This is a genomic window from Sporolactobacillus laevolacticus DSM 442 (assembly GCF_000497245.1).
Classification (GTDB): Bacteria; Bacillota; Bacilli; order Bacillales; family Sporolactobacillaceae; genus Sporolactobacillus; species Sporolactobacillus laevolacticus.
The window spans coordinates 55,384-80,710 of the sequence record NZ_AWTC01000009.1 but is presented as its reverse complement, the minus strand read 5'-3'; the positions used below and the strand labels follow the sequence as shown (position 1 = coordinate 80,710).

Genomic DNA, 25,327 nt, shown 5'->3' with positions numbered 1-25,327 from the left:
GGCAAAAGTTCTTTTTTGTTGCCAATAATTCAAGATCAGTGTGTCAGAATTGATCCTGCACTTCGTTTAAATAATTGCCACCATGAAGCCTGTTTCACAGATTCTTTAATGATTAACGGTGTCCGGGAAATGACTCGCCCCTTCTTTTTTACAATATAATAGCCAACAACCGTCCCTGACTTAATAGGTGCCTGAAGCCTGCCACTTAATTCTACTGATTTTTTTAATCCCTTCACATTTTCTCCTTTTTTCAAAAGAAGTACCGCAGGCTTTTCAGTTACGATCGGAACTTGACTGTGGTCACCTTTATTAACTTTGACCATTGCTACCATCTTATTTTTGCTTAAAAGTGGTTTGGTTGTGTAGGCCGCAAATGCGTGATCCATAAGTGCAGCGATTTCTTTGTTTCGCTCTTTAGGTGTTGGTGCACCCATGACAACAGCAACAACTCGCATACCATTTCTCTTAGCCGTGGCAGTTAGACAATATTTTGCTTCATTTGTAAAACCGGTTTTCAAACCATCCGCACCAGGATATGTTTTGATCAGTTTATTTGTGTTGACGAGCCAGAATTTTTTATCCGTATTTTCACGCAGATAATCTTCATATTTGGATGTGTAATGAAGAACTTTCTCATATTTCAAAAGTGCGCGCGCCATCACGGCCATATCATGTGCTGTTGTGTAATGATTAGATTGAGGAAGACCGGTCGGATTTTCAAAATGTGTACGCGTCATTCCAAGTGTCTTTGCTTCCTGATTCATTTTCTGAACGAACGCCTTATCGGATCCAGCAATATGCTCAGCCATAGCAACCGAAGCATCGTTCGCTGAGGCAATACAGATTGCTTTCAACATCTCGTCCACAGTCATTGTTTCACCGGGTTCAAGAAAGACTTGCGATCCACCCATGGACGCGGCATGCTCACTAACGTTCACTTTATCTTTCAGTGAAATCTGATGGTCTTGTAACGCTTTAAAAATTAAGAGAAGCGTCATGACTTTTGTCATACTTGCAGGAGGAAGCTCTTTATTTTCATTTTCCTTATAAAGAATCTTTCCCGTCTCCTCCTCTATGACAATTGCCGATTTCAGTTTGCCAGTCTCCTTGTCTGCTTTTCCTTCCGTTTCTGCAAATGCCGATGTTGCCGGAACAAACGCAGAAAAAAGAAGAGTTGCGCAGATCGCCCATACAAAAAAAGCCTTCATGCAATAACCTCCTCACTATGATCTTTACCATTCTGTCCACGCACAACTCTTTTATACGGTACTTTAAGAGAAAAAAGGGATTCATATCCTAAATAGGCAACTGTTCCGTTAACCTACCAAATTTTATATTGACAGCCTGATAGGCCAACACTATAATACTTAATAATTTTGCAAAATTATCCATTTGATTCGTTAAATAGCGAATCAAAAAAGAGGAGCATGGCCATGCACACTCTGAATCAATGGTTGAGAAAACATGTTCGGGCTGTCTATTCGCCTTACCGCGAATTACTGACGAGCCTGCACGTCTTAATGAATCCAGAGCATCATCTTACGCGGTTGAACTGGGCACAAGATGTGCTGCAAACGATGACACCTGAAATGTATGAGTTATTATTGTTTTTTGGAAAAGTTACGGATGATTGGTTCTTTGTGATGGATTGCGAGGAAGCGTTTGGTTTCGAGAATCGATTTGTCGAAGACTCGATTGAAAAGTGGAACTGCATCGATGAACGCACATTCACTCAGTTCATTCTTGGTCCGCGATATGCTCTTGATCACGGGCAGTTGAACCGCGATGAACGGGAAATCCTTCGCCGCCCCAAAAAATATCGGAGAGCGTTCTACCGTTTTCTTTACAGCTACCATACAACATTCTTCGCGCGTGAGGTCTACCATATCGAACCTTGGCTGATTCGTTCGGTCAATGAATTTAATGATGGCATTCAGAAAGATCCTGTAGGTACTCTGAGTGCGGTTCATCCGCGGTTCATTGTCGGCGATCACTCCATTCAATTTCTGAAAGCTAGGACCTACACATACGATTATGATGACCTGAATTCAATAAGAATCGTTCCGTCAACATTTATCGCGCCGCACCTGCTGATCGATGTCGACTCACCTGACATCATTGTGGCGAAACAGCTTTTCATCCCTGCTTCCGAAAAGCAGGATGGTGTACCCAAGGATTTGCTGGATAAGCTCAAAGCGCTTTCCGACCCGACACGGCTTCAAATGGTTCAGCTTATGCTCTACAACCCTTACTGCACACAACAGCTGGCCGAACAAATCGGACTCGCCAAAGCAACAGTTTCCAAGCATCTCCGGATTCTTGAAGAATCCGGACTAATTGAAAGTCAGCGCAGCAGCCACTACGTCTTTTATGAGACAAAAGCGCGCGAACTGGAAATGGTTCGCGTCGACATGGATCAGTTTTTTGATCGTCCAAAACTTGATAAAGGGGAGAATAATTAATGTGGACCGCTTTTTCAGCAACTTTTAAACGACAGCTCGTCACCATGCGCCGAGCTTATCCATGGTCATTTTTCATTGGACATATATTAGATGGTGTCTATATCACCATTTTTGCTTTTCTTTCCTATCACTTTATTTTTCAGGGAGAGTTGAACGAGCGATTCGTCAGCTATACGGGAACTTCTGATTATCTCTCCTATGTAATTATGGGCGGTGTTTTTAATTCGTTTACTGTCTCGTTACTGATGATTGTCAGCCGCATGCTGATCACGGAAATGAGAGAAGGTACATTAGAAGCACTGCTGCTCACCCCATCTTCCAGACTTGGCTATTTTTTAGGTGCAGCTGTTCAAGGACTAATGCGCTCTGGGATTGAATGGGTAACCATTATTTGTATTGGCCTGTTCTTTGGCCTTAATCTGGTTTCCGCACATCTTGCACTTCTCATTCCAATCCTGGCCGCCTTCTGCTTTGCTATTTTTGCCCAAGCACTTGTTCTCGGCAGTTTCATGCTTGCATTTCGTGATACATACATCACTCAGAACACGCTTTTTGTCGTCATGATGCTCGTGAGTGGTGTCAGTTTCCCGCCTGAATTCCTTCCTCAGTGGATGCAGTGCCTGAGCAGAATAATGCCACTCTATTATGGACTTGATCTCATGCGGGCTGTTATGACCAAGGCTCAGCTCTCCTTTGCAATTCTACAGAATCTATTACTTTTAGTTGCTCTAGGTATTCTTTACTTTTTTATTGGCATAATTTTCATAAAACAAATGGAGAAATCTGTGTTTGAAAAACATTTTGGCTGAGGAGGAGAAACGGACATGCTTGAAGCGAAAAAATTAGTTAAATATTACACAATGAAGGAGAAAAGTGGTTGGTTCGCCAGAAAAAAACAACAAATTAAAGCGGTAAACGGGCTTGACTTGACCATCAAAAGAGGAGAAATTGTCGGACTGCTTGGTGTGAACGGGGCTGGAAAAACGACCACGATTAAAATGCTCTCAACCTTGCTCGCGCCAACCTCCGGCACACTCTCGATTGACGGAATCGATGCACTCCAGCAACCAGAAGCGATTAAGCGACGCATTAATATGATTGCCGGTGGGGAACGAATGCTTTATTGGCGGCTCAGTGCCCGTGAAAATCTGATGTATTTTGGCAGACTGTATGGCCTGCGCGGATCCGCACTCAAAAACCAATGTGATGAATTAATCAAAAAAGTAGGATTGGCTGAATCTGCAGACCGGCCGGTTGAACGCTACTCAAAAGGGATGAAACAGCGGCTGCAGATTGCTCGCGGGCTAATTAATGATCCTGACTACTTGTTTCTCGATGAACCAACACTCGGTCTAGATGCGCCTGTCGCCCGCCAATTGCGAGGCATGGTCAAGGACCTCGCAAAGAAGAAAAATAAAGGCATTCTGCTGACGAGCCACTATTTGGAAGAGGTCGAAGAATTATGTGATCACGTCTATATTATAGAAAAAGGACACCTGCTCCTGCACGATACCCCAACTCGAATTATACAGACCATCGTTAAAGACCGCATTCTGCTTGTTGTTATGGATCGGCTGACGCAAGAAGATTGGACATGGCTCCGGCAGGAACTGGATAATCGCGGCATTCATACCCAAAAAAACGAAACGGATGAAGGAACCCAATTAGATATGACTGCGCCTTTTGATCTAACTGCACAATTTATTGCGCTCACGCACCAGCGAAACTTTCATCTACTTAGGCTTGAATCAAAGAAACCCAATTTGGAGGACGCAATCATTCGACTCGCGGAGGAGCGTGAGCTTCTATGAATCTCCTTAATGTGATTTGGGCAGAGATGAAAAAAAGCCATCGTCATAATTTTAATAATCGATTGATGTACTTTTCACTCTTCGTATGGCCGGTCATCCAATTTGTTGACTCCTATTACGCGTTCAAACCGTTTAATCTAGGCCAAGATAGTCCGCTTTCACGGTTTGTACCTGTTGAAAAGCTTGGTCTATTTTTAATTACAGGATGCCTCGCCTATATCTTTTTCTGGAGTCTTGTGCAATCGGCATGGATGATGGGTTATGAACGCGAGCAAGGAACCTTAGAAATAATTCTTCTGACACCAGCACCAAGAACCTTGGTCATGTTCAGCAGAGCAGCTGCCAATCTACTCGAAGCGGTTTGGTTGTTTTCAATTTTTGCAGTGCTGACAATCCTATTTATGGGTGGTCTTCATGTCGCTCATTGGTGGCTGATTCCTATTGCTGTAGTTATTTTAATGCTTTCGGCAATTGTTTGGGGCGGATTTTTGAACACAATCTTCCTCTTTTCACGTGATGCAGGTTTCCTTTATACAATCTTTGAGGCTCCGATGGCTTTTTTTTCAGGCGTGCGTATGCCGGTCATGGCCTTTCCATTATGGGCAAAGATGATTGCATACGCCTTTCCGTTGACTTTTGTTCTGAACATATTAAGGTCAATCGTTTTGGATGGCAAAAATTTGAGCGCTATTTTCCAGCCATTGCTTGAATTGTTTCTGATTCTTCTATGTCTCATCATCGCTTCCTTCATCCTTGTGCGTTATGCTGAAAAACATGCAAAAGAAACCGGCAATCTGACTCTGTTTTAAATTCAGGTACGTCTTTTCAAGAATCAGCTCATTGCTGGAAAACACACCATACAACACCTTAACCTTAGGATAGTGTAGATCAACGTGAAATTTCGCACCTCTAAATATGGACCATAATCAACAGTAGAATTGAACAGCACCTATTCATAGAAAAAAGAGCCCTGTAGGGGCTCTTTTTTCTATGTCTATGACTCTTATATTGAACGAATGATGGATTTGATCAGCGCTGTAAAATCTGCTTTCACACGATTTGCTGTTTCAATAACTTCTTTATGATTAAGTGGTTGATCGAGTATGCCGCATGCCATGTTGGTGATACAGGAAATACCAAGTACATTGAGACCCATGTGACTAGCTGCTGTGACTTCAGGGACAGTTGACATACCGACAGCATCTGCCCCCATCACTCGCATCATCCGGATCTCGGCAGGTGTTTCGTATTGTGGTCCGTGTGTTGCAAGATAAACGCCTTGACGAACATTAATGTTGAGCGCAGAAGCAGCATCCTTTGCCTTTTGAATCAATTCTGGATCGTAAGCCCGCGACATATCCGGAAAACGCGGACCGCACTCGTCGTCATTTGGCCCGATCAGCGGACTGTCACCAAGCATATTGATATGATCGGTAATCAGCATAAGATCGCCAGGATTGAAATCAACATTGATGCCACCGCACGCATTGGTAACGATCAGCTTTTGAATACCCATCGCCTTCATGACATAGGCGGGGAAAGCTACCTGTGCAAGCGAATAGCCCTCATAGTGATGATAACGTCCTTGCATGGCGACTACTGTCTTTCCTTCGAGTTTGCCGATCACGAACTGACCTTTGTGGCCCTTTACTGTCGGTTCGGGAAAGTGCGGAAGGGAACGGTAAGGAATGTTTACTGCGCCTTCAATATCTTCAGCGAGATCCCCCAGTCCGGAACCAAGTATTAGTCCGATAACCGGTGATTGATTCGTCTTTTTCTTAATTACTTCCATTACTTCTTCTATTGGCTTCATTTTTCATCTCTCCATTTATGTAATAGAGTCTGTTCAAAAAGGAGGACAAAAAGGGCCGAGAAGGACAAGGAAACGACGTTTCGAGCACCAGAGCGTACTTTCGACTTCGACGTTACTCACAGGACGTGAGTGTTGTTAGTCGAAGTTCCCCTGTTAATACGTGAGGAGCGGAGAAACAAGTTGACGCAGAACTTCCACAGGATGTGGTGACTTCTGCGTTGCGCACAGGACGTGCACGCTATTAGCAGAAGATCCTTCTTACCTTTTCCCGGACTTTTTGAACACCCTCTAATTTGATCCCCATCAATTGTACTATGAATGTGCACGAGGATGAAAGCGTGCATAAACTTCTTTCAGTGGCAGTCGATTAGGCCGAGGATACCTCATCGCTGCAGAATTATTGGCTCGTCCCATCAATTCATCAACAAATTCCAAATCCGCTCCATTTTGCAGTAAATGGGCAGTGAGGGAATGGCGAAGTGTCTCTGGAGACATCTGTATTGAAATATCAGCCAATTCTGCATAATGCTTGATGATCTTCCAAATGCCCTGTCTCGTCAAACGATTATCCAATCGGTTCATAAATAATGGCTGTCCCAAATGCGATTCCTTTGGTTCATCACTCAGTGATAAATAAGACTCAAGTGCTTGAATCGCCGGCTGATTGAGAGGCAAAATTCGCTCACTGCCCTTTTTACCAACACAACGGATAAATTCCAATTCAAGATTCAAATCTTCACGATTTAATTGGATACATTCTGAGACACGCATACCCGTTGCATACAGAACCTCCATCATCGCTTTATCGCGTCTTCCTAACGCGGTTTGTGTATCGGGTGCCGCCAAGAGCTGTTCCGTTTGTTTCACAGTAAGCATCGATGGCAAAGGTTTCTTCTCTGCTTTTGGCAAATCCATGCTAAAGGAAGGATCGTGATTCACCTGGTGACTGCGCAACAGGTATCGATGAAAACCGCGAACCGCGGCCGCTTTTCTCGCAAGTGTTGAAGCTGCATTGCCCTGATCTTTCAAATAATAAAGATACTTCATAACAGTCAAGTCGGTAACATCCGTCCATATTGTGCAATCCGTATTCTTTATTAAAAAATCAAGATATTGGTATAAGTCACCTCGATAGGCTTCAATGGTGTTCTCAGATAGACCACGTTCCTGAATCAGAACAGATAAAAAATCATCTAACTGTTTCTTCAATCTCTTATTCTCCGTCTCTTAAGAATTCAAATAAACGCGAAACGTCATGCCCATTCCAAGAATAGAGTCCTTCATGTCCATCGCTGACCTGACTCACTTTGACCGCTCCAGATCCCGGCTCATCATAACGATGAACCCTTTCTTGATAATGGTCCATCCAAGTCATCCCCAAATAAAAAGCAGCTGTCAGCACCGCAAAAAGAATCAGCACTCTGAAAAATTCAATACCTATTCTAATGTAATCATTCATTTTCACATTCCCGCCTGTCCATGAGTGAATATGTTATTAATCATTCATATGAGGCTTAGTAATGAAAACATGCTGCTTGTATACTTTTTTTTGAATGAATCTTACGATGTATGTTTGCGGGGAAGTGACCTAGTGATGGCGCCGGATGATCATTATGCAACCGACCGCATCTATCTAACTGCATGAATATACCGCTAGGCAATGAAAAAACAGTCTGATTAGCTCAGGCTGTTGGTTTCATAACGGTTACACTTTCTCTGTTTCCTGTTCATATTCTTTTTCTTTATTCAGGCGATTTTCTTCCTCATGTTTTTCCAGACAACGATGGCAAATGCCATGAAAAGTCAGTCTGTGATCCTTAACTTTAAAATGCCATTTTCGCTCAACAACTTTTTCCACTTCTCCAAGCAGGTCCTCCTGGATCTCATCCACAGAACCGCATTCAATACAGACAAGATGATGATGAAAGTGGCTCGCACCTTCACGGCGAAGGTCATAGCGTGATACGCCATCGCCAAAGTTGATTTTGTCAACAATTTTCAGTTCGGATAATAATTCAAGAGTTCTGTATACAGTCGCTAGTCCGATTTCAGGCGCTTTCTCCTTCACAAGGAGGTAAACATCTTCAGCACTGAGGTGATCCTGCTCATTCTCCAACAAGACCCTGACTGTCGCTTCCCGTTGGGGCGTCAATTTGTATTTTTGCGCATGAAGCTGCTTTTTGATCCGATTAATTCTGCCTTCCATACAAGCCCCTCCTTCGCAAAAACAAATCCATCAATAGACCGGCAACAATGATGTAAGGTTGCCGACAATGATATGAGATCATGAATGAAATTTGCCGAAGAAGCAACACATTATCAAACAGATCACTGGTTTTTACAGGAAAATTATAATCCTTATTGAGAATAGTGTCAATTGAATATAATTACTTTCAAATTATAATTATTTTATTTTTAAATAGGCACATTCATTCAGAAAGTCAAACAGTTATGAAATGAAAAGTCGGATTAATGCCGGTGATACATAGGCCTCATAACCAGAAGCAGCAGCTGCGATTAAGCTCGTACTTGCTAAAACAATGCCATAACTGATAAATTGCGGCAGCATTGGCTGCTTTCTTGTTTTCATCAATAACTGACGGATCATCTTCAATGAGAAAGCTACCGAAAGCACAGTCAAAAATAAATAATTAGGTATTGTAAGTAGGTTCTGCGGGAATACGCTGACAAGAACTGTCATTAACCCCTTCATTCCCATCTGGCTGACAAGAAAACCCACTGTAAAACCTAGAAACATTCCTTTGACAAAAATGAGCAGGAATATGAGCGGCAAACCGATAACGGATAGGCCAAGTACCCAGATCAGGATAAGGAATTGCAGATCATGAAAAAGACTCTCTTTGAATAGTGCTCTTGGATCTGCAATTTGATTCTTTGCTAACTCGCCGAAAAACTGTTGCAAATAATGAAGAAGATCACTTTTGGATTCATAGGAAAGACAGTTTACAACAACCGCTCCGAAAATGATCCCCATCAGCAACAATCCCGTAACAAATGTGTACAGTGATAGATAATCTCCAATATGCTGAGTCAAAGCCTTCTTCACCCGTTCTACGATCATCTCGCTGACCTCCCGACTACTCTATCATCTGAAATCTATAATCTTATTCTATGATTCATACAGATAACTATGACAGAGTCGGGCTGTTCTCTTTAATTATGCTTGTTCTGATTCTCTCGGAGCTGCATGTATTGAACCGCATACACAGTTTTAGCATCATAAATCCGATGATCCTCAACCATTTTGATCGCTTCGTTGAGATCAATCGCACAAACTTCTAAGAACTCGTCTTGATCAAGATGCTGCTTTCCTTCAATCAAACTATCGGTAAAATAAACATGCAGCAATTCATCGGAGAATCCAGGTGAAGAATAAAAGGAAGCAATTTTTTCTAATCGTTCACATTGACAGCCTGTTTCTTCTTCTAATTCTCGCAGTGCTGAGTCATCCGGATTTTCGCCAGGCTCTAGTTTGCCGGCGGGTATTTCGTAAATAATGCCATCCAGAGGGTATCGATATTGTCTCACCAGAAGTAATTTTCCTTCTTTATTAACTGCGATAACAGCAACTGCCCCAGGGTGCTTAACCACTTCTCGAGTAGATTCCTGCCCATTCGGAAGGAGAACGTTGTCAACGAACAAATGAACAATTCTCCCCTTAAATATTTCTTTCGAGCTCTTTTTCTTTTCGGTTAATCCGTCCATTAAGCACACATCCTTCATTGAAATAGTTATCATCACACTTAGCGCTCTCGCTGTTACACTGCAAATCATTCCGTTTTCATTCTATCACAGCCAGCATATACGTTTTATCGAAATTCCGTTTCTTTTTAACGTTTTTCTGTGAGCGTATTAGAAAAACTGCCTTTTAGAGTCTGTTCAAAAAGGAGGACAAAAAGGGCCGAGGTCAGGCAAAACGCCACGTTCTGTGGCATGCCTGACACTAGCCCGTCCTGGGCGTCGAAGATCAAGGAAACGCAGTTTCGAGCACCAGTTGTACTTCTACAGGATGTAGTGACTTCAACGTTGCGTACAGGACGTACGCGCTCTTAGTTGAAGTTCTCCTGTTAATACGCGAGGAGCGTAGAAACAAGTTGACACAGAACTTCCGCAGGATGCGGTGACTTCTGCGTTATGCACAGGACGTGCATGATTTTAGCAGAAGAACCTTCTNCAGGATGCGGTGACTTCTGCGTTATGCACAGGACGTGCATGATTTTAGCAGAAGAACCTTCTTACCTTTTTCCCGGACTTTTTGAACATCCTCTTTTAGGCTAATGATCGACAAGACATATCGTGACTATTCTCAGTATTTGCTTTATAGTGTTTAAAGTGCTGTAAAAAATGCTGAATCAGTCATTGAGGTGAAGGTCATGGTCAATCACGGACAAACACAAACGACTCATTTTAAAAGAAATGTGCCGCAGATTTTTTCTCCACTCTTTCAATCACGAGCTTTCAGAGCTTTATGGATTGGGAATACGCTATCGGTATTTGGTTCATCAATTACAGGTATCATCATTCCAATTCTCGTGTACTCGCTGACTCAATCAACAATGGCAATGGGTTTCATTATGACCGCCTATATGCTCCCCAATGTGATCATACTTCCGTTCGCAGGCGTGATCGTTGATAAGATCAATCGAGCGAAAATGATGCGTGTTGCTGATATTGTCCGCTGCATGATGGCTTTTATCATCATGGCTTTAGGCTTGAACGGATCACTGAACATCCATCTTTTTTCTGTCATCGCCATTGTTCTGGGAATCATGGATGGGCTTTTTCAACCCGCATTTTCCGCGATACGCGCTACAGTATTTACTCCTGACATACGTACATCCGCGAACGCACTAAATCAGTTGAGTGTTCAAGGAATGAGATTACTTGGTCCGGCGCTCGGCGGTGTTATTGTCAGTGTTTGGTCGGCGCCGATTGGTTTCGGCATTGACGGCTTGACATTCCTTATTTCTTTTGTTTGTCTGCTGTTTCTGACCAAGGAAGGGGAAATCAGAAAAGCAGTATCCGAAGCTAAGCAGACCTCATTTATTCGTGATTGTTTTGGCGGCATTCAAGTCATCAAACAAAATACATGGCTGTGGGTCACCATTCTCGCCTTTTGCTTCATCAATATCTGCACAACTGGTGTCACAGTGATTATTATTCCCTGGCTGATGAATGTACATCATCATTTTCCATCTTATGTTTATGGCCTTGTCATGTCTGGTGACGCGGTCGGTGCTGCGCTTGCTGCTTTTATATTCGGTATGCGCAAGACCTGGCGCCATCGCGGTCCGATTGCCTATCTTGGCATTGCGGCAGGCGGGTTAGCCTTTATCACGATGCCTTTTATTCAAAACATAGTGATACTTACTCTTCTCATGACCTTAGCAGGACTGGGAAGCATGACTTTTGGCTTAATCTGGGAAACAAGTCTTCAGGATCTCGTCGCTCCGGAAGCATTTGGACGCGTTGCCAGCATTGACATGCTCGGTTCTTTTGCACTGATTCCGGTCGGCTTTATGTTAACAGGATGGTTTGCCAACGCAATCGGCGGTGTTGCCGCAATGGTTATTCTGAGCAGCTTCACATTGCTGTTGATCGCGATCAGCCTCTGTATCCCTGCAATCCGCAACTTTGATTGACCTTCATTAATGATCCTTATTTAGTGCTTTTACAGTTCGCGCTCTAGTGTTCCGGATAATTCTTTATAACAAAAGCAGTTGGTTTCGTGATCGTTAACCATTCCGGTCGCCTGCATGAATGCGTAGCAAATCGTTTCACCGACAAATTTGAATCCTTTTTTCTTTAATGTTTTACTCATTTGCAGCGATTCTTTGCTTGAAGCGGGAATCGCTTTTATTTCTGTGTACTGATGAATAATCGGTTTGTCGCCGACAAATGACCAGATAAAATGATTGAACGGCTGCTCTTTCTCAATTGCCAGGTACGCTTTCGCGTTCGCAACAATAGCGTTAATTTTCAATCGGTTACGGATAATTCCTGCATTGGCCATGAGTTCTTCAACTTTTTCTTCTGTATAGTTTGCAATCACAACAGGATCAAATCGATCGAATGCTTCTCGATAGTTTTCGCGCCTTTTTAGTATGGTGATCCAGCTTAAACCGGCCTGCATTCCTTCCAAACAAAGCATTTCAAATAATTTGAGGGAATCATATTGCGGCCTTCCCCACTCATGATCATGATAGTCCAAATAAATTGGGTCGGAGGTGTGCCAATCACATCTCGCGACTCCATCATCGTACAGATTAGTCAAGCGATTCACCTCTTTTTTTAGTGTCAGTCTACAATTTCTGTCTTGAAAATTGCATTCATATGATTCAGGAATCGGTCATGCTGATCGGTAAATGTCGCCATGCCCTTCCTGTGCGCTATTGTCTGGTAGCCCCGCGAATAAGCGCCATACGCTGTCAAAAAATCACAGATATCCGTGCATACCCCTGTCAAATGAACCGTTTCGACATGGTATGCTTTCAGGATCGAATCAAGATCGGTGCGAATAAACGCGTCGTACTCAGGCTTTGGAACAAAATGAACCTTTGGATCTTTCTTGTGTGCATCGTACCACTTGCCAAGCTGTCCATAGAGTTCGGCGCCCCAAGTTTTCTTAATATTGTGAGGCGGCCAGAGCTTGAAATGCGGATCATTCTGCTCATGCGCATCCATGCAAAAAAGCACAGGCTTTCCCTCTTGATAAAATCGTTCGGCAAGCGATACAATGTAAGGAACAATATGTTGTGCCGGCTTTCCAGCGGTCAATCCTCCTTCGTCGTCCACGAAATCATTGCTCATATCAATGACTAGAAGCGCTTCGTTCGTCATGAACATATCTCCCTTTTCTTTGTTTAATTATACTCTATCACGTACTGTACTCTTGCAACAGCATTCTGCTGGAACGAAATGGTTTTCGCGAGTTATCAATTCTGCTAAAATAAATGAACAAACCATCTGAAAAGAGGAATTTTTGTGATGAAAGCAATTGAAACTACTGAACAATTTCAACAGCTCATTAGCAGCCCGAAAACGATTATGGTGAAATTCGAAACAAACTGGTGCCCGGACTGTAAAAGGCTGAATATGTATATCGACGATATTATTAAAGACTTTGATTTTGAATGGTATAGCAATGATCGCGATCAATTTCCAAAGCTTGGTGAAGATTACCAGGTTCTAGGTATTCCAAGTCTTCTCGCATTTAAAAATGGAGAAAAAATTGCACACCTACGGGCGGATGATCAGACACCGGACGACATTCGCGCCTATTTGAATACGATTGAAGCATAACTAAGCCATCTTAAACAGAAAGGAAACAGGAGCTTATGGAAAAGCAAACGCTCCTGTTTCTTTATATAAGCTCTGTTCATTTCTACTGTTGATTATTATGATCCATAGTTTAAAGTTGCAAAATTTGTAAGACTCCTACGGAGCGTTCCTTTTAATCAACAAAACCAAATAACAATGCCTTATTATAAAAATTATTGAGCATTAAGGTGATGCTGATACGCGCAATCGGAACGGCAGTTTGAAAAATGCATGCTTTCAATTTGAATGGTTGAATGTTCAAGATGATAGTCACTGAGCACCTCTTCCACTTCTCTCAGCATTTCGTCCCGATTCACGTGATCATCCACAGTTAAATGACAGCTAAGCGACAGAAAGCCAGAAGTGATTGTCCATACATGGAGATCATGAATGCCATGAATACCATCTAATTGTTTTATCCGATTTCGAATCTCATCAAGATCCAGATTGTCCGGCTTTGCTTCCATTAATATATTAATTGATGCTTTGGTGACTCCCCAGCCGCTTTTAAAAATAATGACAGAGACGACCATGCTGGCAATTGGATCAGCAATTTCCCAACCGAAAAACAAGATAAGCAGGGATGCCACGATCGCTCCAACAGAACTAAGCAGATCCCCTATAACGTGTAGAAAAGCACTTTTGACATTCAGGTTTTCTTCCTTTTCCCCATGCATCAGAATCCAGGCCACAACAATATTAACGATAAGGCCAATGGCGGCAATAACTAGCATCTCGCCACTCGCAACACTGACCGGTGCTGTAATCCGTGAAATGGCTTCTATAATAATCCACACTGAAATAATTAAAAGCAGTACACCGTTAAAAAGAGCAGCTAAGATTTCGAACCTTTTGTAACCGAATGTTTTACGGTTATTCACAGACACTTTTGTTCCAACTAATATCGCAATAAAACTTAATCCCAATGAAACCGCATCGCTAAGCATATGGCCCGCATCTGAAAGTAGAGCCAAGCTATGACTCATCCAACCTCCAATTGCCTCCACAAACAGAAAACCGGTGATAATCAAGAAGCTGATAAACAACGCTTTTTGATTGGCTGAATTAGGGTGATGTGCGTGGCTCTGAGTCATTCCATGATGATGGTCTTCATGAACTGCCATTTGTAAATCGCCTCTTTCATCAGAAAAGAATGCCATCATACGATTGAACATATGTTCAATCGTTCATATGTATAGTATTATTCTTTCATTAAAGACTGTCAAGATGATTTTGCCTATTTCATTAATAATTTACTCGTGTCAGAACTTGGATTTGTTATACTGGATTAAAATAGACTTTTGAAGAAGAAGGTTGATCATCATGGATATCTCCGGCATTCATCACTGCGCCATTATCAGTTCCGATTATGCACGATCCAAGCATTTTTATGTTGATCTTTTAGGTTTGAAAATCATTAATGAAACCTATCGAAATGAACGCCAGTCCTATAAACTGGATCTCTCGATCGGAAACGGTTCACAGATTGAATTATTTTCTTTTCCCAATCCCCCTTCCCGTCCTACACGTCCGGAAGCTTGCGGGTTAAGACATCTTGCTTTTGCTGTTCCTGATGTAGATGCAGCTGCCCGCGAGCTGAACGAGAAAGGGATCGACACCGAACCGATACGGATTGATGCCATCACTGGCAAACCATTCACTTTTTTTAGAGATCCTGACGATTTACCTCTGGAACTGTATCAAGGGTAATTAACTTCATTCAATAACCGTTCACGTGATAGAATAAAGTAGGACTCATACATAATTGAAGGAGGAAAAGCTTTGAGTATTCATATTGAAGCAAAAATTGGCGAAATCGCCGATCGCATCTTACTGCCTGGGGATCCTTTGCGCGCCAAATATATTGCAGAGACCTATCTTGAAGATGTTTCACAATACAACAATGTCCGCGGCATGCTCGGTTTTACTGGCACCTATAAAGGCCAGAGGGTTTCGGTTCAGGGAACCGGAATGGGTATTCCATCAATTTCTATTTATGTCAACGAATTAATTCGCGATTATGGTGTAAAAAAATTGATCAGGGTAGGCACCTGCGGAGGCATCCAAACAGGGATTCATGTCCGGGATGTCATTTTGGCGATGTCGGCCACAACCGACTCTTCAGTCAACCACAGCACCTTCCCAAATATAGACTTTGCACCTACGGCTGATTTTGACCTTTTGCAAAAAGCCTATACAATAGGCAGTGAACTCGGGGTATCGTTACGCGCAGGTAATATTCTTTCCGCGGATGTCTTCTATCGCGACAGCATGGACATCGTGAAAAAATTAGGTGAGTACGGTGTGCTGGCCGTTGAAATGGAAACATCAGCTCTGTACACACTTGCGGCAAAATACGGTGCTCAAGCATTGACCATTCTGACTGTGAGTGACCACATTTTCTCAGGTGAAGACACAACAGCAGCAGAACGTCAGACAACATTCAACGACATGATTAACATCGCGCTGGAAACAGCGATCAACTGATTACTACGCAAAAAAAATCCGACAACCGTGATCCGAACTCCAAAAGTTTGATTTTATTGTCCAACTTCTGGGGATCAGTTCAACAACCGCCGGATTTTTTTCTTCCTTCAAAAGGATTGTATTGATAAAAAATCGTTAAGGATTCTTTTGTGATTCCTTAAAATGTGCTCGGGCAGATTGTCACGGCTGCGGAATTCAAACGTCTCAGATTCTGCGGGATCAATAGCCCATTCTCCATCATAGGTCTTTGTTACATAAGAAATCGTCACCGGATAGTATTGGTCGCCATTTTCAGCAACCGACATTTTTTTCATTCCTGAATACACCCGAAAAAGCTTCAACTGGTTAATGTTGAGTCCCGTCTCTTCGAAAACTTCTCTCACAGCAGTATCCTCTGCAGACTCGCCAAGCTCCATCAGTCCACCCGGCAGTCCCCAATATCCCTTGGGAAATTTGCGTTTTTGCATCAACACTCTCCCTTGATTATCACAAATCAAGACAACTGATCCGACAAGTATTAATGGTCTGTGACCGACCAAAGAACGTAACTCTTCGATATATCCCATGCATCCGATCCCCCCGATCAGTATACCACATGATTGATTCGAACAAATTCATGTTATTCACTCGTTATACGTTTGTTTTGTACATTACCTATCCGTGAATCCTTAGCTCTATTCGTATTAAAGTATTTTGATTGCACGACCTTCCAAAGATTTGCGATCAGAACCCCAAACAATAAATAAGACAACTTGCTTATATATAGGAAGGAAAGTCCACTTACAACACCGGCAATAATCCCGAACAACACCTGATCACGATATTTTGCCGGGGAAGTCGGCGGATCGGTCAACATAAAAAAGCCGAGAAATAAAGCCGCATTAATGTACGGCATTCTAAATGCATCACCAACTGATGCAACACCGAGAATACCCATGATCAAGAAAAATAACATATACACGGAAAAGAAAGATAGGATAAGTGGAAATTTATTAATTCGATCCACAATAATAAAGCCACTGATCAACAATAAGATCGTCATCCAAGCAGGAAGCATGGATAGCCCGCCCCACCAGCTTTCGCCTGTGGAAAATAAAGTTGCACTAATAAGAAGCCCAAAAGCTGCCGGATTGAGCCAAGGTTTCCGCTTGTCCTTAAGAAGATGCTTGGACAACAAACCAATAACCGTAGTGAACATTACATTGTACCAAGATGTAGTAGGACTGAGAATGACACTTATGATCACTGCTGTGATTATTGCACCATCGGAAATTTTCAATGGGCGTCCTGTGATATAGGTGACTACAAAATCCACCATAAGACCGGTGCCAACCGCTAATAACACATTCTTGATTCCCCCGGAACCTCCAGTGTAAGAGAGCCCAGTCACTGCCAAAATCACGAGAATAAATAATACAATCCCTTTTGGCGTTCGTACGAATTTTTGAATCCCTGTTTTTTTCTTTGAAGGCGTGCCTTTTTTTCTTGATTCGGTGTTGTTTGAAACTGTTTCTTGAGCTGTATTTATTCGCTCCATTTCCATCTCTCCTAAATAAAGGATTAGCCTTTTGCTTTTTCCAGTGCATTCATAACCGCTGTTTTAAAAGTTTCCGTGCTAAACGTTGCGCCTGAAACATTGTCAACATCCGTACCTTGTCGATCAACTACTTCCTGAGGCAAGCCTTCAATTGCTGATTCCGGATAGGAGGTGGTGCAATCTGTAATTTCTACGGCATTAATTTTCCCTTGTTTGATCGTGACCTTTACAGCCACTGCTCCGAATTTGCATTCGCCTTGACCGGTATAGGTACCATTTTTATAATTTGATTGGCTTGTACTTGATGAACTGTTTGAATTTCCACTCTGGGTGCTGTTACTGTACGTTTTCTGATTGTTCTGCTGTATTGATGTTTGCGAATATCCCTTCACAGAAGCATTTGAAGCGTCTGTATTTGTTACCGCATAGCCCGCGGAATAGGTTAGTCCAATCGCTGCAGTACATAAAATGACCCATTTATTGTTGAGTTTACTCATTTGAATCCCCTCTAAGATTGAAGTTTTTTATTCCTGTGTTTGAGATTACATCCCAATTCTTAAAAATTGCTAAAAAAAACAGCTTCCCTCAACATTTTCGAGAGAAGCTGTTTCTCATTTGGAATGAATTAGACACACTTTACTGTCTGAAAAAATGCCACTTACTGTTTTCGCAGCTGAATCAGTTGATAGACACGGGTGACAATCACTTTGCAGACGGCATACACCGGGATAGCCAGCAGCATTCCGATAATCCCAGCTAAATTGCCTGCAACAAGCAGCAGGCAGATAATTGTCAGCGGATGAATATCAAGTTTTCTTCCCATCACAAGCGGTGAAATCACATTTCCTTCAATTTGCTGCACAACAGTGACACCGACGATGACATAAACCGCCAGAATCGGCGATTGAATAAAAGCCACGATGACTGCCGGAATTGTTGCGATAAATGAGCCGATGAATGGAATAACATTCGTGAACAGAATAACGAGAGCAAGGACTAGAGAATATTTAAGTCCAATAATTAAATACCAAATATAGATGAAAATGAAATCAAAAAGCAGTACGATCATTTGCCCTTGGATGTAGCCACTGAGTGTCTGGTCCATATCTTTCAGGATCGCTTGCGCTTTTTCGCGATGTTCATCGGGTATGAATTTCATCATGCCCCGCGACATTCGATCCCCATCTTTTAAGAAGTAAAAGAGAATAAAAGGAACCGTTGCGACAATGAGCACCGTACCGGTCACTGACTGGATAATGAACAACACATTGTTACCTAGTGTTGTCGCCATGGTAGACAACGATTTGGAGAATCGATTAGCAAGATCCAAGTATTGAATTTCATTTAAATGCATTTTCGAAAATAGTTCACTCTGTTGGAAATTAACCAATTGATCACCGAGCTGTTGTACCAATCCCGGCATACTCGTAATTAATGACAAGAATTGATTGTACAATAAAGGTCCGAATGAAACAATGAGCAAGGTAATCAGACCGATCACAATTAAGTAAATGATTACGATAGCAAGAACCTTGGGAATCTTCAGGCGTATCAACCCCCTGACCAGAGGTCTAAGTAAATAATAAATCAAGCCTGAAATGATCAAAGGAGCAGCAAGTGAGGTAAAGAGCACTCCGATCGGTCTTAATATGAATGTTAGCTTAGAACCTACCATTAATATTACTAGAATAAGCAATACCCAAACTGCGAAGCGAAAATATTTGGACTGTGGCATAACACTTCCCCTATCCTTCAAAGAACCGATTGTGGAGATTGACAACTACTCCTCACATTGTACCCTATTTTCCATTCATTAATCCAACTCTTGATCTACTTTTAGACCATTCAATAATTCTAGGATAATAGAAAACAGTTCCATCTTTAACGGACAGAACTGTTAACTAAAACCTTATTCTATTTATTTGAATTGTTTAATACTGCTTATAAGACTAGCTTGAAAGGTGCTTCAAGATTCGCTTTAACCTCTGCAAGGAATGCAGCTGCCGGCGCGCCATCAACCGCTCGATGATCAAAGGTCAGGCTGAGTGGAAGCACGCTCCGCTTTTTCAGCTCATCACCAAAATAAACCGGCTGCTCGCTGATGGTTCCCACACCCAGAATACCGACTTCCGGAGGATTAAGCACTGGGGTGAAGAAGCCAATGCCGTAAGTTCCTAGAGAAGTTATGGTAAAGGTTGATCCACTCAGCTGGAGCTGGTTCAATTCAGAGCCACGTGCTGATTTGCTCGCCTTTCGAATTTCTCTCGAAATCGCGCTTAATGATTTTTTGTCCGCGTCTTGAACAACCGGAACGACGAGACCTTCATCAAGCGCTACTGCCACGCCAAGATGAACAGCATCAAATGTTGTAATCATGTCTCCTTGATAATGACTGTTCATTCCCTTATGGCTGAGCAAAGCGTTAATTGCTGCCTTTGCAATAAAATCAGTAATTGTCAGACGTACTTCGTCATTAATTTGATAAGCTTCTCTGGCTTTCTTTTGGAAAGCGAGCAACTCTGTAACATCCGCAGTCGCCTGCAACGTGAGTTGTGCGGTTTGCTGAAGACTACTGAACATTCGCTCCGAAATGACTTTTCGCATCCCGGTAACCTTTTTCGCCTTCCCATCTGGAAACTGAACGGGAGCTACCGGAGCCGGTTCAGTCTGTGGCACAGTTTCTGTTTGAACAGCTGGCTGCGCCTGAGCAGCTTCTGCGACATCTACTTTCGTAATTCTGCCCATAGGTCCGGAACCAGTCACCGTTGACAGATCTACGTTCATTGTTTTAGCCAGTTTTCTTGCAGCCGGGGATACACGAAGTCTAGGTTCTTCGCCAATCACTGGTTCATCCGCTTGTTGAGCAACAGGTTCGGCCGAAAGTTCTTCCTTAATTGGCGCGACAGATGGAGCTGGGCCGGTACTTTCGCCTACACTTTCTCCAGGTATACCGATATATCCTAGGGGTTGGCCAATCGGCACGACATCATCAACTTCTGCTTCAATATCGATCAAAACGCCCTCTTCTGGAGCCTCGAGCTCTTTTTCGATTTTATCAGAACTGATGGAAACGACTGATTCACCTTTTTTTACAGAATCGCCTTTTTGTTTCAGCCATTCAACTACTGTTCCCTCTTCCATGCCCATGCCCATTTTTGGCATAATGATTTCTACCGCCATTTTCTTTTCGCTCCTTTCGGATAAAATCAAAAAGATGCCTATTAGCACTTATGCGGCATCATATGCATTCATAGAGCCGCTGAATTAAACTGCAGAAAACACCTTGTCTCCGACCATAACACTGAAGGCATCAATGATTTTCTGAGGTGTTGGCATATACAACTTTTCAAGTGGCGGAGAAAAAGGGACCGGTGCATGTGGAGCGGTAACTCTTTTGATCGGTGCATCCAAATAATCAAAAGCTTTGTCGCCTACAATTGCTGCGATGTCCGTGGCAGCACTGCATCGCGGATACGCTTCATCAACGATAATCAGACGGCCGGTCTTTTTCACCGAATTTATGATCGTGTCTTCATCTAGCGGAGACAATGTTCTCGGATCAATGACCTCAGTTTCAAATCCTTTTTTTGCCAATTGATCGGCAGCTTTCATTGCCGTGTGCACTTGTTTTCCAATCCCGACAATTGTCAGATCCTTGCCTGCACGTTTAATTTCTGCTTTTCCAAACGGAATCGTGTAAAAGCCTTCGCCGACTTCACCTTTCATTCCATAGAGCGTTTTATCTTCAAATACAATGACAGGATCATCATCAAAGATGGCGTTTAGCAGCAGACCTTTCATGTCGTATGGATTTGTCGGAACAACAACCTTAAGTCCCGGTATATGTGTGAACAGCGCGTACAAACTCTGTGAGTGCTGAGCCGCAGCATTAAATCCTGCCCCGTCAATTGTCCTTATTGTCAGCGGTACCTTTGCTTTTCCACCGAACATATAATGGAATTTGGCAGCTTGATTCATGACTTCATCAAGGCAGCTTCCTATAAAATCATTGAACATCAGTTCAGATATTGGTCGAAGACCGGTTGCTGCAGCTGAAACAGCAGCACCCATATAACCGGATTCAGCGATCGGTGTATCAATCACTCGATCACGCCCGAATTCTTCAACGATTCCTTTCGTAACACCAAAAACGCCGCCCCACGCGCCTTGATCCTGCAGATGATCGACTTCAGCGCCACCTGCAACGTCCTCGCCAATCAAGATAACGTTTTCATCTTTGCGCATTGCTTGACGAATTGCATCGTTTATCGCTTCTGAATAACTCATTTTGACTGCCATTGCGAGCACCTCCAGATTTATCCGATCAAATTAATAGGAAACATAAACGTCAGTCGTCACTTCGTTTTCATCAGGGAATGGGCTCTCCTCACTAAATCGAATCGCTTCTTCGACAGCAGCCTTCACTTGCTTGTCAATATCATGAATGTCTTCTTCCGACAAAATTTTATGCTTTTTCATATAGTTCTGGAATCGGAGAATGGCGTCATCTTCCGTGACCGCTTTTTGCTGAACTTCTTTATTTTTATATGACTGAGTATCACCTTCAAAATGTCCAAAGTCACGATAAGTCAGACACTCTAGAATTGTAGGCCCTTCACCTTTTCTTGCACGTTCTACCGCTTTTCCCGCCGCTTCATAAACGGATGGCAAGTCTTTCCCGTCCACTGTTTTACCGGCAATTTTATATACTTTGGCAAAGTCTGAGATGCGATCAGCAGCTGCCGCATAATCAAAAGTTGAAGCTTCGCCGAATCCATTATTTTCACACACAAAAATAACCGGCAGTTTCCAGATCGCAGCCATGTTTACAGCTTCATGGAATGTACCGTGGTTGCTTGCGCCATCACCGAAAAAACAGACAGCTACATCATTTGTCTTTTTTACTTTCGCAGTTAGACCAGCACCTATCGCTAGAGGAAGTCCGGCACCGACAATTCCGTTCGCACCGAGCATTCCTTTAGATACATCAGCAATATGCATCGAACCGCCTTTTCCTTTGCAAAGTCCGGTCGCACGGCCATAAATTTCTGCCATCATCCCATTAAGATCGCAACCTTTCGCAATGCAGTGCCCATGCCCGCGGTGTGTGCTGGTAATACTGTCCTTATCTGTTAAATGTGCACACACGCCAACAGCGACTGCTTCCTCACCTGCATAAAGATGAACGAATCCAGGAATCTCTCCTTTAGCAAAGATTTCATGTACAGCAGTTTCAAACTGACGAATCTCTTGCATTTTCGTATAAATCCATTTTGCTTTCTCAACGGTCATGTCTTTAGCGGATGCTTGTGTTTCTGTTTGCATTCTGACTCCTCCCGTCATTTACCGCACGCAAAAAGGAAAAACCATTCTTGTAAGCGGTTTCTTACGAATTAATAATAACTTATTTGCTCTTCATATGCAAAATAAATATATGTTCATTCACGTAATTATTTCATTTTGAGAAAGGTGCCAAACACTTTTTCAAAGAGGTCTGGGAAGATCTGATATAACTTTGCGCCAATCCCCATATACCGTGGAAGGTTGATTTCCCGCTTATTTTGTTCAACCGCTTTTAGAATTTTTTCAGCGACGCTGCGGGGATCAAGCATATAGCGCCCAGCTTTCTTCGCGTAGTTGCCGGAAGGATCAGCAAATTTTAGAAAAGGTGTGCGGATCGGACCAGGATTCACAACTGTTACTCGAATTCCTTCATGTTCAAGCTCCATCCTCAGACCATCTGAAAATCCAATGACCGCATGTTTCGTCGCACCATAGACCACAGACTTCGGTGTCGTAATTTTCCCAGCAATTGAAGCAATATTGACCAGATGCCCCTGTTTGCTTTGGAGCATTAACGGCAAAGCGGCACGCGTGCACGCGATTAACCCCATGACGTTTACTGCAAACATACGCTTCATGCTATCAAATTTCATCTCATTAAATAATTGAAAGTTTCCTAATCCCGCACAATTTATTAGAATGTCGATCTTTTCAAACCGTTTCTGAATCTCTCGAAATACTGAGTCGACAGCTTCTGGATGAGTAATGTCGAGTACAGTACTCCATGCGCTGCCTCCTTCAATGAGAATTTGACGCTCAAGTTCATCAAGTTTTTCTTTATTCCGTGCGAGCAAGACAACTGTTGCCCCTTTTTGGGCATACTGCCTTCCAAGTTCGCTGCCAAGCCCGCTTGACGCTCCAGTAATAACAACGATTTTATCTTTAATCATCAATTCGCAGCACCTTCTATGTCAGATCATCATTCATACACTACCTATTTATTATAGTGAAAATCCGTTTTCGTGAACATCACTTGTTGTCATAGATCGGACGCCAATCTAGCCTACCTGTGTATTTTGCCCCTTGCATCCTGTAGTTTCATCTTTATTTTCGCGAGTGGACACGATTCATGTCGGATCAAATCGAATAGTAGTCATATCGTCCAGAATCAAAGGAACTCTAAATTTGAATAATTTGTTGCAGATGTAAAGGCTTACACAAATAAAAGAATATTTTTAATATTTAGTTGTAACTTTTACTGACATGATATGTTATAATTACTTCATCATAAAAAAGGGGGCATCAATTTAATGAAAGCAACAGATGCAATAACATTAAGTTTGAACTCATTATGGGTATTGGTTGCAGCAATCTTAGTACTCCTCATGCAAGCCGGATTCGCCTTCCTCGAAGCCGGATCACTGCAAAGCAAGAACGCAGGACATATTACCGGGAAACAAATTATTACGCTTGCTATTTCTTCAATTGTTTTTTGGGCAGTTGGTTATGGAGTAGCGTTTGGCGATGGTAATGGATTCATTGGTTATTCTAAATTTTTCTTGAGCGGCATTCCTGCTGGTTATGATTCGATCTTCTTCCTTTTCCAACTCGCTTTTGCCGCTGTATCGTTAGCCATCGCATGGGGCGGTTTTGCAGAACGTGCCAAACTCGCTGTTTATTTCATTTTCGGTACTGTATTCGTCGCTATTATTTATCCTGTTGTTGGACACTGGGTATGGAATTCTGGTGGTTGGCTGTTTAAACTTGGAATGCAGGACTTCGCTGGATCAACTGTCGTACACCTTCAAGGTGCAACTGCAGCATTGATCGCCACCCTGCTCCTCGGACCTAGAATCGGCAAGTTCGTTGACGGTAAAGCAAAAACTTTTGCGGCTCACAACATTCCATTCGTATTCCTCGGTACCTTTATTCTTTGGATCGGCTGGTTCGGTTTCAACGCCGGAAGTACTGTTTCTACAGGTGTTGCAACATCTGGTTACGGCCAGTTCTTCGGCTATGTTGCTCTGACAACAAACCTCGCAGCTGCAGCCGGCGCACTTGGCGCATTGTTCGCAGCTATGATCATTTCGAAAACTGCAGATATCGGCGCAATGTGCAATGGTGTGCTTGCAGCACTCGTTGCCATCACAGCATCTTGTGCATTCGTTGAACCTTGGGCAGCAATCGTAATCGGTGCGGTTGCCGGCGCGTTTACGTACTGGACTTCAATCGCTCTTGAAGCTAAAGGCCTTGACGATCCGATCTATGCATTCTCTGTACACGGTATCTCAGGTGTGATTGGTACACTTTCCACTGGTTTCTTTGCAGCTCCGAAACTCGTTGCTATTGCCGGTGTTGGTAAAGCTGGTCTCTTCTACGGTGGCGGCTTCCATCAGTTGGGCGTTCAGGCGCTTGGTGTTATCACTGCGTTCGTTTTCGTTGCAGTAGCTTCTCTCATCGTTCTTTCAATTATCAAAGCAACGATCGGACTTCGCGTATCTGCTGAAGCTGAAAAAGCAGGTCTTGATATCAGCGAACATGGCGCTTACGGCTATGGCGAAACTGAAGGAAAATAATTAAATACTTAATGCTT

General features: G+C 42.8%; 27 protein-coding genes. 9 read left to right on the top strand and 18 right to left on the bottom strand.

Annotated elements, in window-relative coordinates; genetic code table 11:
* Positions 1–35: 35 nt before the first annotated feature.
* Positions 36–1,208 carry a D-alanyl-D-alanine carboxypeptidase family protein gene (locus P343_RS28975; RefSeq protein ID WP_023510343.1) on the bottom strand — a complete coding sequence of 391 codons (1,173 nt, stop codon included), beginning with the start codon at positions 1,206–1,208 and terminating at the stop codon, positions 36–38.
* A 225-nt stretch (positions 1,209–1,433) separates the two neighbouring features.
* Between P343_RS28975 and P343_RS0118885 the strand changes: the two genes are divergently transcribed.
* Genes P343_RS0118885 through P343_RS28960 form a run of 4 tightly spaced genes read left to right on the top strand, consistent with a single transcriptional unit; the run spans position 1,434 to position 5,082 of the window.
* Positions 1,434–2,462, top strand: a complete 1,029-nt coding sequence (locus P343_RS0118885) for an ArsR/SmtB family transcription factor (protein ID WP_031263982.1) — start codon at positions 1,434–1,436, stop codon at positions 2,460–2,462.
* Positions 2,462–3,271, top strand: coding sequence for an ABC transporter permease (locus P343_RS28970; protein WP_031263981.1), 810 nt, complete (start codon positions 2,462–2,464; stop codon positions 3,269–3,271). Before P343_RS0118885 ends, P343_RS28970 begins: the two co-directional genes overlap by 1 nt.
* A 15-nt stretch (positions 3,272–3,286) precedes the next feature.
* Entirely contained in the window at positions 3,287–4,273 is a 987-nt protein-coding gene (locus P343_RS28965) for an ABC transporter ATP-binding protein (RefSeq protein WP_023510341.1), read from the top strand.
* On the top strand, positions 4,270–5,082 hold the full coding sequence (locus tag P343_RS28960; protein ID WP_023510340.1) for an ABC transporter permease: 813 nt from the start codon (positions 4,270–4,272) through the stop codon (positions 5,080–5,082). Before P343_RS28965 ends, P343_RS28960 begins: the two co-directional genes overlap by 4 nt.
* 194 nt (positions 5,083–5,276) lie before the next feature.
* On the opposite strand, the gene P343_RS28955 is transcribed toward P343_RS28960, so the two are convergent.
* The 6 genes from P343_RS28955 to P343_RS28930 form a co-directional block, all read right to left on the bottom strand.
* Positions 5,277–6,086: a purine-nucleoside phosphorylase gene (locus P343_RS28955; RefSeq protein ID WP_023510339.1), complete on the bottom strand. Its 810-nt coding sequence runs from the start codon at positions 6,084–6,086 to the stop codon at positions 5,277–5,279.
* 312 nt (positions 6,087–6,398) lie between these two features.
* Positions 6,399–7,295 (bottom strand): tyrosine-type recombinase/integrase, encoded by an 897-nt coding sequence (locus P343_RS28950; RefSeq protein WP_023510338.1) that lies wholly within the window; start codon positions 7,293–7,295, stop codon positions 6,399–6,401.
* Between the two features lie 4 nt (positions 7,296–7,299).
* Complete coding sequence (locus P343_RS28945) at positions 7,300–7,545, bottom strand: DUF4227 family protein (RefSeq protein WP_023510337.1); 246 nt, start codon at positions 7,543–7,545, stop codon at positions 7,300–7,302.
* Positions 7,546–7,791: 246 nt separating this feature from the next.
* Complete coding sequence (fur, locus tag P343_RS28940) at positions 7,792–8,292, bottom strand: ferric iron uptake transcriptional regulator (protein WP_023510336.1); 501 nt, start codon at positions 8,290–8,292, stop codon at positions 7,792–7,794.
* A 243-nt stretch (positions 8,293–8,535) separates the two neighbouring features.
* A complete protein-coding gene (gene spoIIM, locus P343_RS28935; protein WP_023510335.1) occupies positions 8,536–9,168 on the bottom strand; it encodes a stage II sporulation protein M in 633 nt (210 codons plus the stop codon).
* Positions 9,169–9,260: 92 nt separating this feature from the next.
* Positions 9,261–9,812, bottom strand: coding sequence for an NUDIX hydrolase (locus tag P343_RS28930; protein WP_023510334.1), 552 nt, complete (start codon positions 9,810–9,812; stop codon positions 9,261–9,263).
* Positions 9,813–10,480: 668 nt separating this feature from the next.
* Between P343_RS28930 and P343_RS28925 the strand changes: the two genes are divergently transcribed.
* Positions 10,481–11,749: an MFS transporter gene (locus P343_RS28925; protein WP_023510333.1), complete on the top strand. Its 1,269-nt coding sequence runs from the start codon at positions 10,481–10,483 to the stop codon at positions 11,747–11,749.
* A 29-nt stretch (positions 11,750–11,778) separates the two neighbouring features.
* Here the strand turns inward: P343_RS28925 and P343_RS28920 are convergent, their stop codons facing one another.
* Together P343_RS28920 and P343_RS28915 are read right to left on the bottom strand one after the other, a co-directional pair.
* On the bottom strand, positions 11,779–12,381 hold the full coding sequence (locus P343_RS28920) for a DNA-3-methyladenine glycosylase I (protein ID WP_023510332.1): 603 nt from the start codon (positions 12,379–12,381) through the stop codon (positions 11,779–11,781).
* Between the two features lie 23 nt (positions 12,382–12,404).
* Positions 12,405–12,947, bottom strand: a complete 543-nt coding sequence (locus P343_RS28915; protein ID WP_023510331.1) for a cysteine hydrolase family protein — start codon at positions 12,945–12,947, stop codon at positions 12,405–12,407.
* Between the two features lie 147 nt (positions 12,948–13,094).
* On the opposite strand from P343_RS28915, the gene P343_RS28910 reads away from it, so the two are divergent.
* Entirely contained in the window at positions 13,095–13,409 is a 315-nt protein-coding gene (locus tag P343_RS28910) for a thioredoxin family protein (protein ID WP_023510330.1), read from the top strand.
* Positions 13,410–13,600: 191 nt separating this feature from the next.
* Here P343_RS28910 and P343_RS28905 read toward each other — a convergent pair whose 3' ends face one another.
* On the bottom strand, positions 13,601–14,551 hold the full coding sequence (locus P343_RS28905) for a cation diffusion facilitator family transporter (RefSeq protein WP_023510329.1): 951 nt from the start codon (positions 14,549–14,551) through the stop codon (positions 13,601–13,603).
* A 199-nt stretch (positions 14,552–14,750) separates the two neighbouring features.
* On the opposite strand from P343_RS28905, the gene gloA2 reads away from it, so the two are divergent.
* A complete protein-coding gene (gloA2, locus tag P343_RS28900; protein ID WP_023510328.1) occupies positions 14,751–15,137 on the top strand; it encodes an SMU1112c/YaeR family gloxylase I-like metalloprotein in 387 nt (128 codons plus the stop codon).
* A 72-nt stretch (positions 15,138–15,209) separates the two neighbouring features.
* A complete protein-coding gene (deoD, locus tag P343_RS28895; RefSeq protein ID WP_023510327.1) occupies positions 15,210–15,914 on the top strand; it encodes a purine-nucleoside phosphorylase in 705 nt (234 codons plus the stop codon).
* Positions 15,915–16,021: 107 nt separating this feature from the next.
* On the opposite strand, the gene P343_RS28890 is transcribed toward deoD, so the two are convergent.
* The 8 genes from P343_RS28890 to P343_RS28860 form a co-directional block, all read right to left on the bottom strand.
* Positions 16,022–16,480 carry an NUDIX hydrolase gene (locus P343_RS28890; RefSeq protein ID WP_023510326.1) on the bottom strand — a complete coding sequence of 153 codons (459 nt, stop codon included), beginning with the start codon at positions 16,478–16,480 and terminating at the stop codon, positions 16,022–16,024.
* Between the two features lie 53 nt (positions 16,481–16,533).
* Positions 16,534–17,451 carry an RnfABCDGE type electron transport complex subunit D gene (locus P343_RS28885; RefSeq protein ID WP_051384754.1) on the bottom strand — a complete coding sequence of 306 codons (918 nt, stop codon included), beginning with the start codon at positions 17,449–17,451 and terminating at the stop codon, positions 16,534–16,536.
* 23 nt (positions 17,452–17,474) lie between these two features.
* A complete protein-coding gene (locus P343_RS0118875) occupies positions 17,475–17,948 on the bottom strand; it encodes an FMN-binding protein (RefSeq protein ID WP_031263977.1) in 474 nt (157 codons plus the stop codon).
* Between the two features lie 161 nt (positions 17,949–18,109).
* Entirely contained in the window at positions 18,110–19,186 is a 1,077-nt protein-coding gene (locus P343_RS28880) for an AI-2E family transporter (RefSeq protein ID WP_023510324.1), read from the bottom strand.
* A gap of 206 nt (positions 19,187–19,392) precedes the next feature.
* A complete protein-coding gene (locus P343_RS28875; RefSeq protein ID WP_023510323.1) occupies positions 19,393–20,631 on the bottom strand; it encodes a dihydrolipoamide acetyltransferase family protein in 1,239 nt (412 codons plus the stop codon).
* Between the two features lie 84 nt (positions 20,632–20,715).
* Positions 20,716–21,750, bottom strand: coding sequence for an alpha-ketoacid dehydrogenase subunit beta (locus P343_RS28870; RefSeq protein ID WP_023510322.1), 1,035 nt, complete (start codon positions 21,748–21,750; stop codon positions 20,716–20,718).
* A 30-nt stretch (positions 21,751–21,780) separates the two neighbouring features.
* Complete coding sequence (locus P343_RS28865) at positions 21,781–22,776, bottom strand: thiamine pyrophosphate-dependent dehydrogenase E1 component subunit alpha (protein WP_023510321.1); 996 nt, start codon at positions 22,774–22,776, stop codon at positions 21,781–21,783.
* 125 nt (positions 22,777–22,901) lie between these two features.
* Entirely contained in the window at positions 22,902–23,684 is a 783-nt protein-coding gene (locus P343_RS28860; protein WP_023510320.1) for an SDR family NAD(P)-dependent oxidoreductase, read from the bottom strand.
* Positions 23,685–24,044: 360 nt separating this feature from the next.
* On the opposite strand from P343_RS28860, the gene P343_RS28855 reads away from it, so the two are divergent.
* The gene (locus P343_RS28855) at positions 24,045–25,310 is read left to right on the top strand and encodes an ammonium transporter (protein ID WP_023510319.1); all 1,266 of its coding nucleotides are present in this window, start codon (positions 24,045–24,047) and stop codon (positions 25,308–25,310) included.
* Positions 25,311–25,327 lie beyond the last annotated feature (17 nt).

Coding starts and splice junctions, on each gene's coding strand:
- spoIIM (WP_023510335.1), bottom strand. CDS start 9,168: ATGATCGTAGAACGGGTGAAGAAGGCTTTGACTCAGCATATTGGAGAT.
- P343_RS28855 (WP_023510319.1), top strand. CDS start 24,045: ATGAAAGCAACAGATGCAATAACATTAAGTTTGAACTCATTATGGGTA.
- P343_RS0118875 (WP_031263977.1), bottom strand. CDS start 17,948: ATGAGTAAACTCAACAATAAATGGGTCATTTTATGTACTGCAGCGATT.
- P343_RS28930 (WP_023510334.1), bottom strand. CDS start 9,812: ATGGACGGATTAACCGAAAAGAAAAAGAGCTCGAAAGAAATATTTAAG.
- P343_RS28885 (WP_051384754.1), bottom strand. CDS start 17,451: ATGGAGCGAATAAATACAGCTCAAGAAACAGTTTCAAACAACACCGAA.
- P343_RS0118885 (WP_031263982.1), top strand. CDS start 1,434: ATGCACACTCTGAATCAATGGTTGAGAAAACATGTTCGGGCTGTCTAT.
- gloA2 (WP_023510328.1), top strand. CDS start 14,751: ATGGATATCTCCGGCATTCATCACTGCGCCATTATCAGTTCCGATTAT.
- P343_RS28955 (WP_023510339.1), bottom strand. CDS start 6,086: ATGAAGCCAATAGAAGAAGTAATGGAAGTAATTAAGAAAAAGACGAAT.
- P343_RS28960 (WP_023510340.1), top strand. CDS start 4,270: ATGAATCTCCTTAATGTGATTTGGGCAGAGATGAAAAAAAGCCATCGT.
- P343_RS28865 (WP_023510321.1), bottom strand. CDS start 22,776: ATGCAAACAGAAACACAAGCATCCGCTAAAGACATGACCGTTGAGAAA.
- P343_RS28975 (WP_023510343.1), bottom strand. CDS start 1,208: ATGAAGGCTTTTTTTGTATGGGCGATCTGCGCAACTCTTCTTTTTTCT.
- P343_RS28925 (WP_023510333.1), top strand. CDS start 10,481: ATGGTCAATCACGGACAAACACAAACGACTCATTTTAAAAGAAATGTG.
- P343_RS28870 (WP_023510322.1), bottom strand. CDS start 21,750: ATGGCAGTCAAAATGAGTTATTCAGAAGCGATAAACGATGCAATTCGT.
- P343_RS28915 (WP_023510331.1), bottom strand. CDS start 12,947: ATGACGAACGAAGCGCTTCTAGTCATTGATATGAGCAATGATTTCGTG.
- P343_RS28880 (WP_023510324.1), bottom strand. CDS start 19,186: ATGCCACAGTCCAAATATTTTCGCTTCGCAGTTTGGGTATTGCTTATT.
- fur (WP_023510336.1), bottom strand. CDS start 8,292: ATGGAAGGCAGAATTAATCGGATCAAAAAGCAGCTTCATGCGCAAAAA.
- P343_RS28905 (WP_023510329.1), bottom strand. CDS start 14,551: ATGGCAGTTCATGAAGACCATCATCATGGAATGACTCAGAGCCACGCA.
- P343_RS28890 (WP_023510326.1), bottom strand. CDS start 16,480: ATGGGATATATCGAAGAGTTACGTTCTTTGGTCGGTCACAGACCATTA.
- P343_RS28965 (WP_023510341.1), top strand. CDS start 3,287: ATGCTTGAAGCGAAAAAATTAGTTAAATATTACACAATGAAGGAGAAA.
- P343_RS28970 (WP_031263981.1), top strand. CDS start 2,462: ATGTGGACCGCTTTTTCAGCAACTTTTAAACGACAGCTCGTCACCATG.
- P343_RS28910 (WP_023510330.1), top strand. CDS start 13,095: ATGAAAGCAATTGAAACTACTGAACAATTTCAACAGCTCATTAGCAGC.
- P343_RS28875 (WP_023510323.1), bottom strand. CDS start 20,631: ATGGCGGTAGAAATCATTATGCCAAAAATGGGCATGGGCATGGAAGAG.
- P343_RS28945 (WP_023510337.1), bottom strand. CDS start 7,545: ATGAATGATTACATTAGAATAGGTATTGAATTTTTCAGAGTGCTGATT.
- P343_RS28860 (WP_023510320.1), bottom strand. CDS start 23,684: ATGATTAAAGATAAAATCGTTGTTATTACTGGAGCGTCAAGCGGGCTT.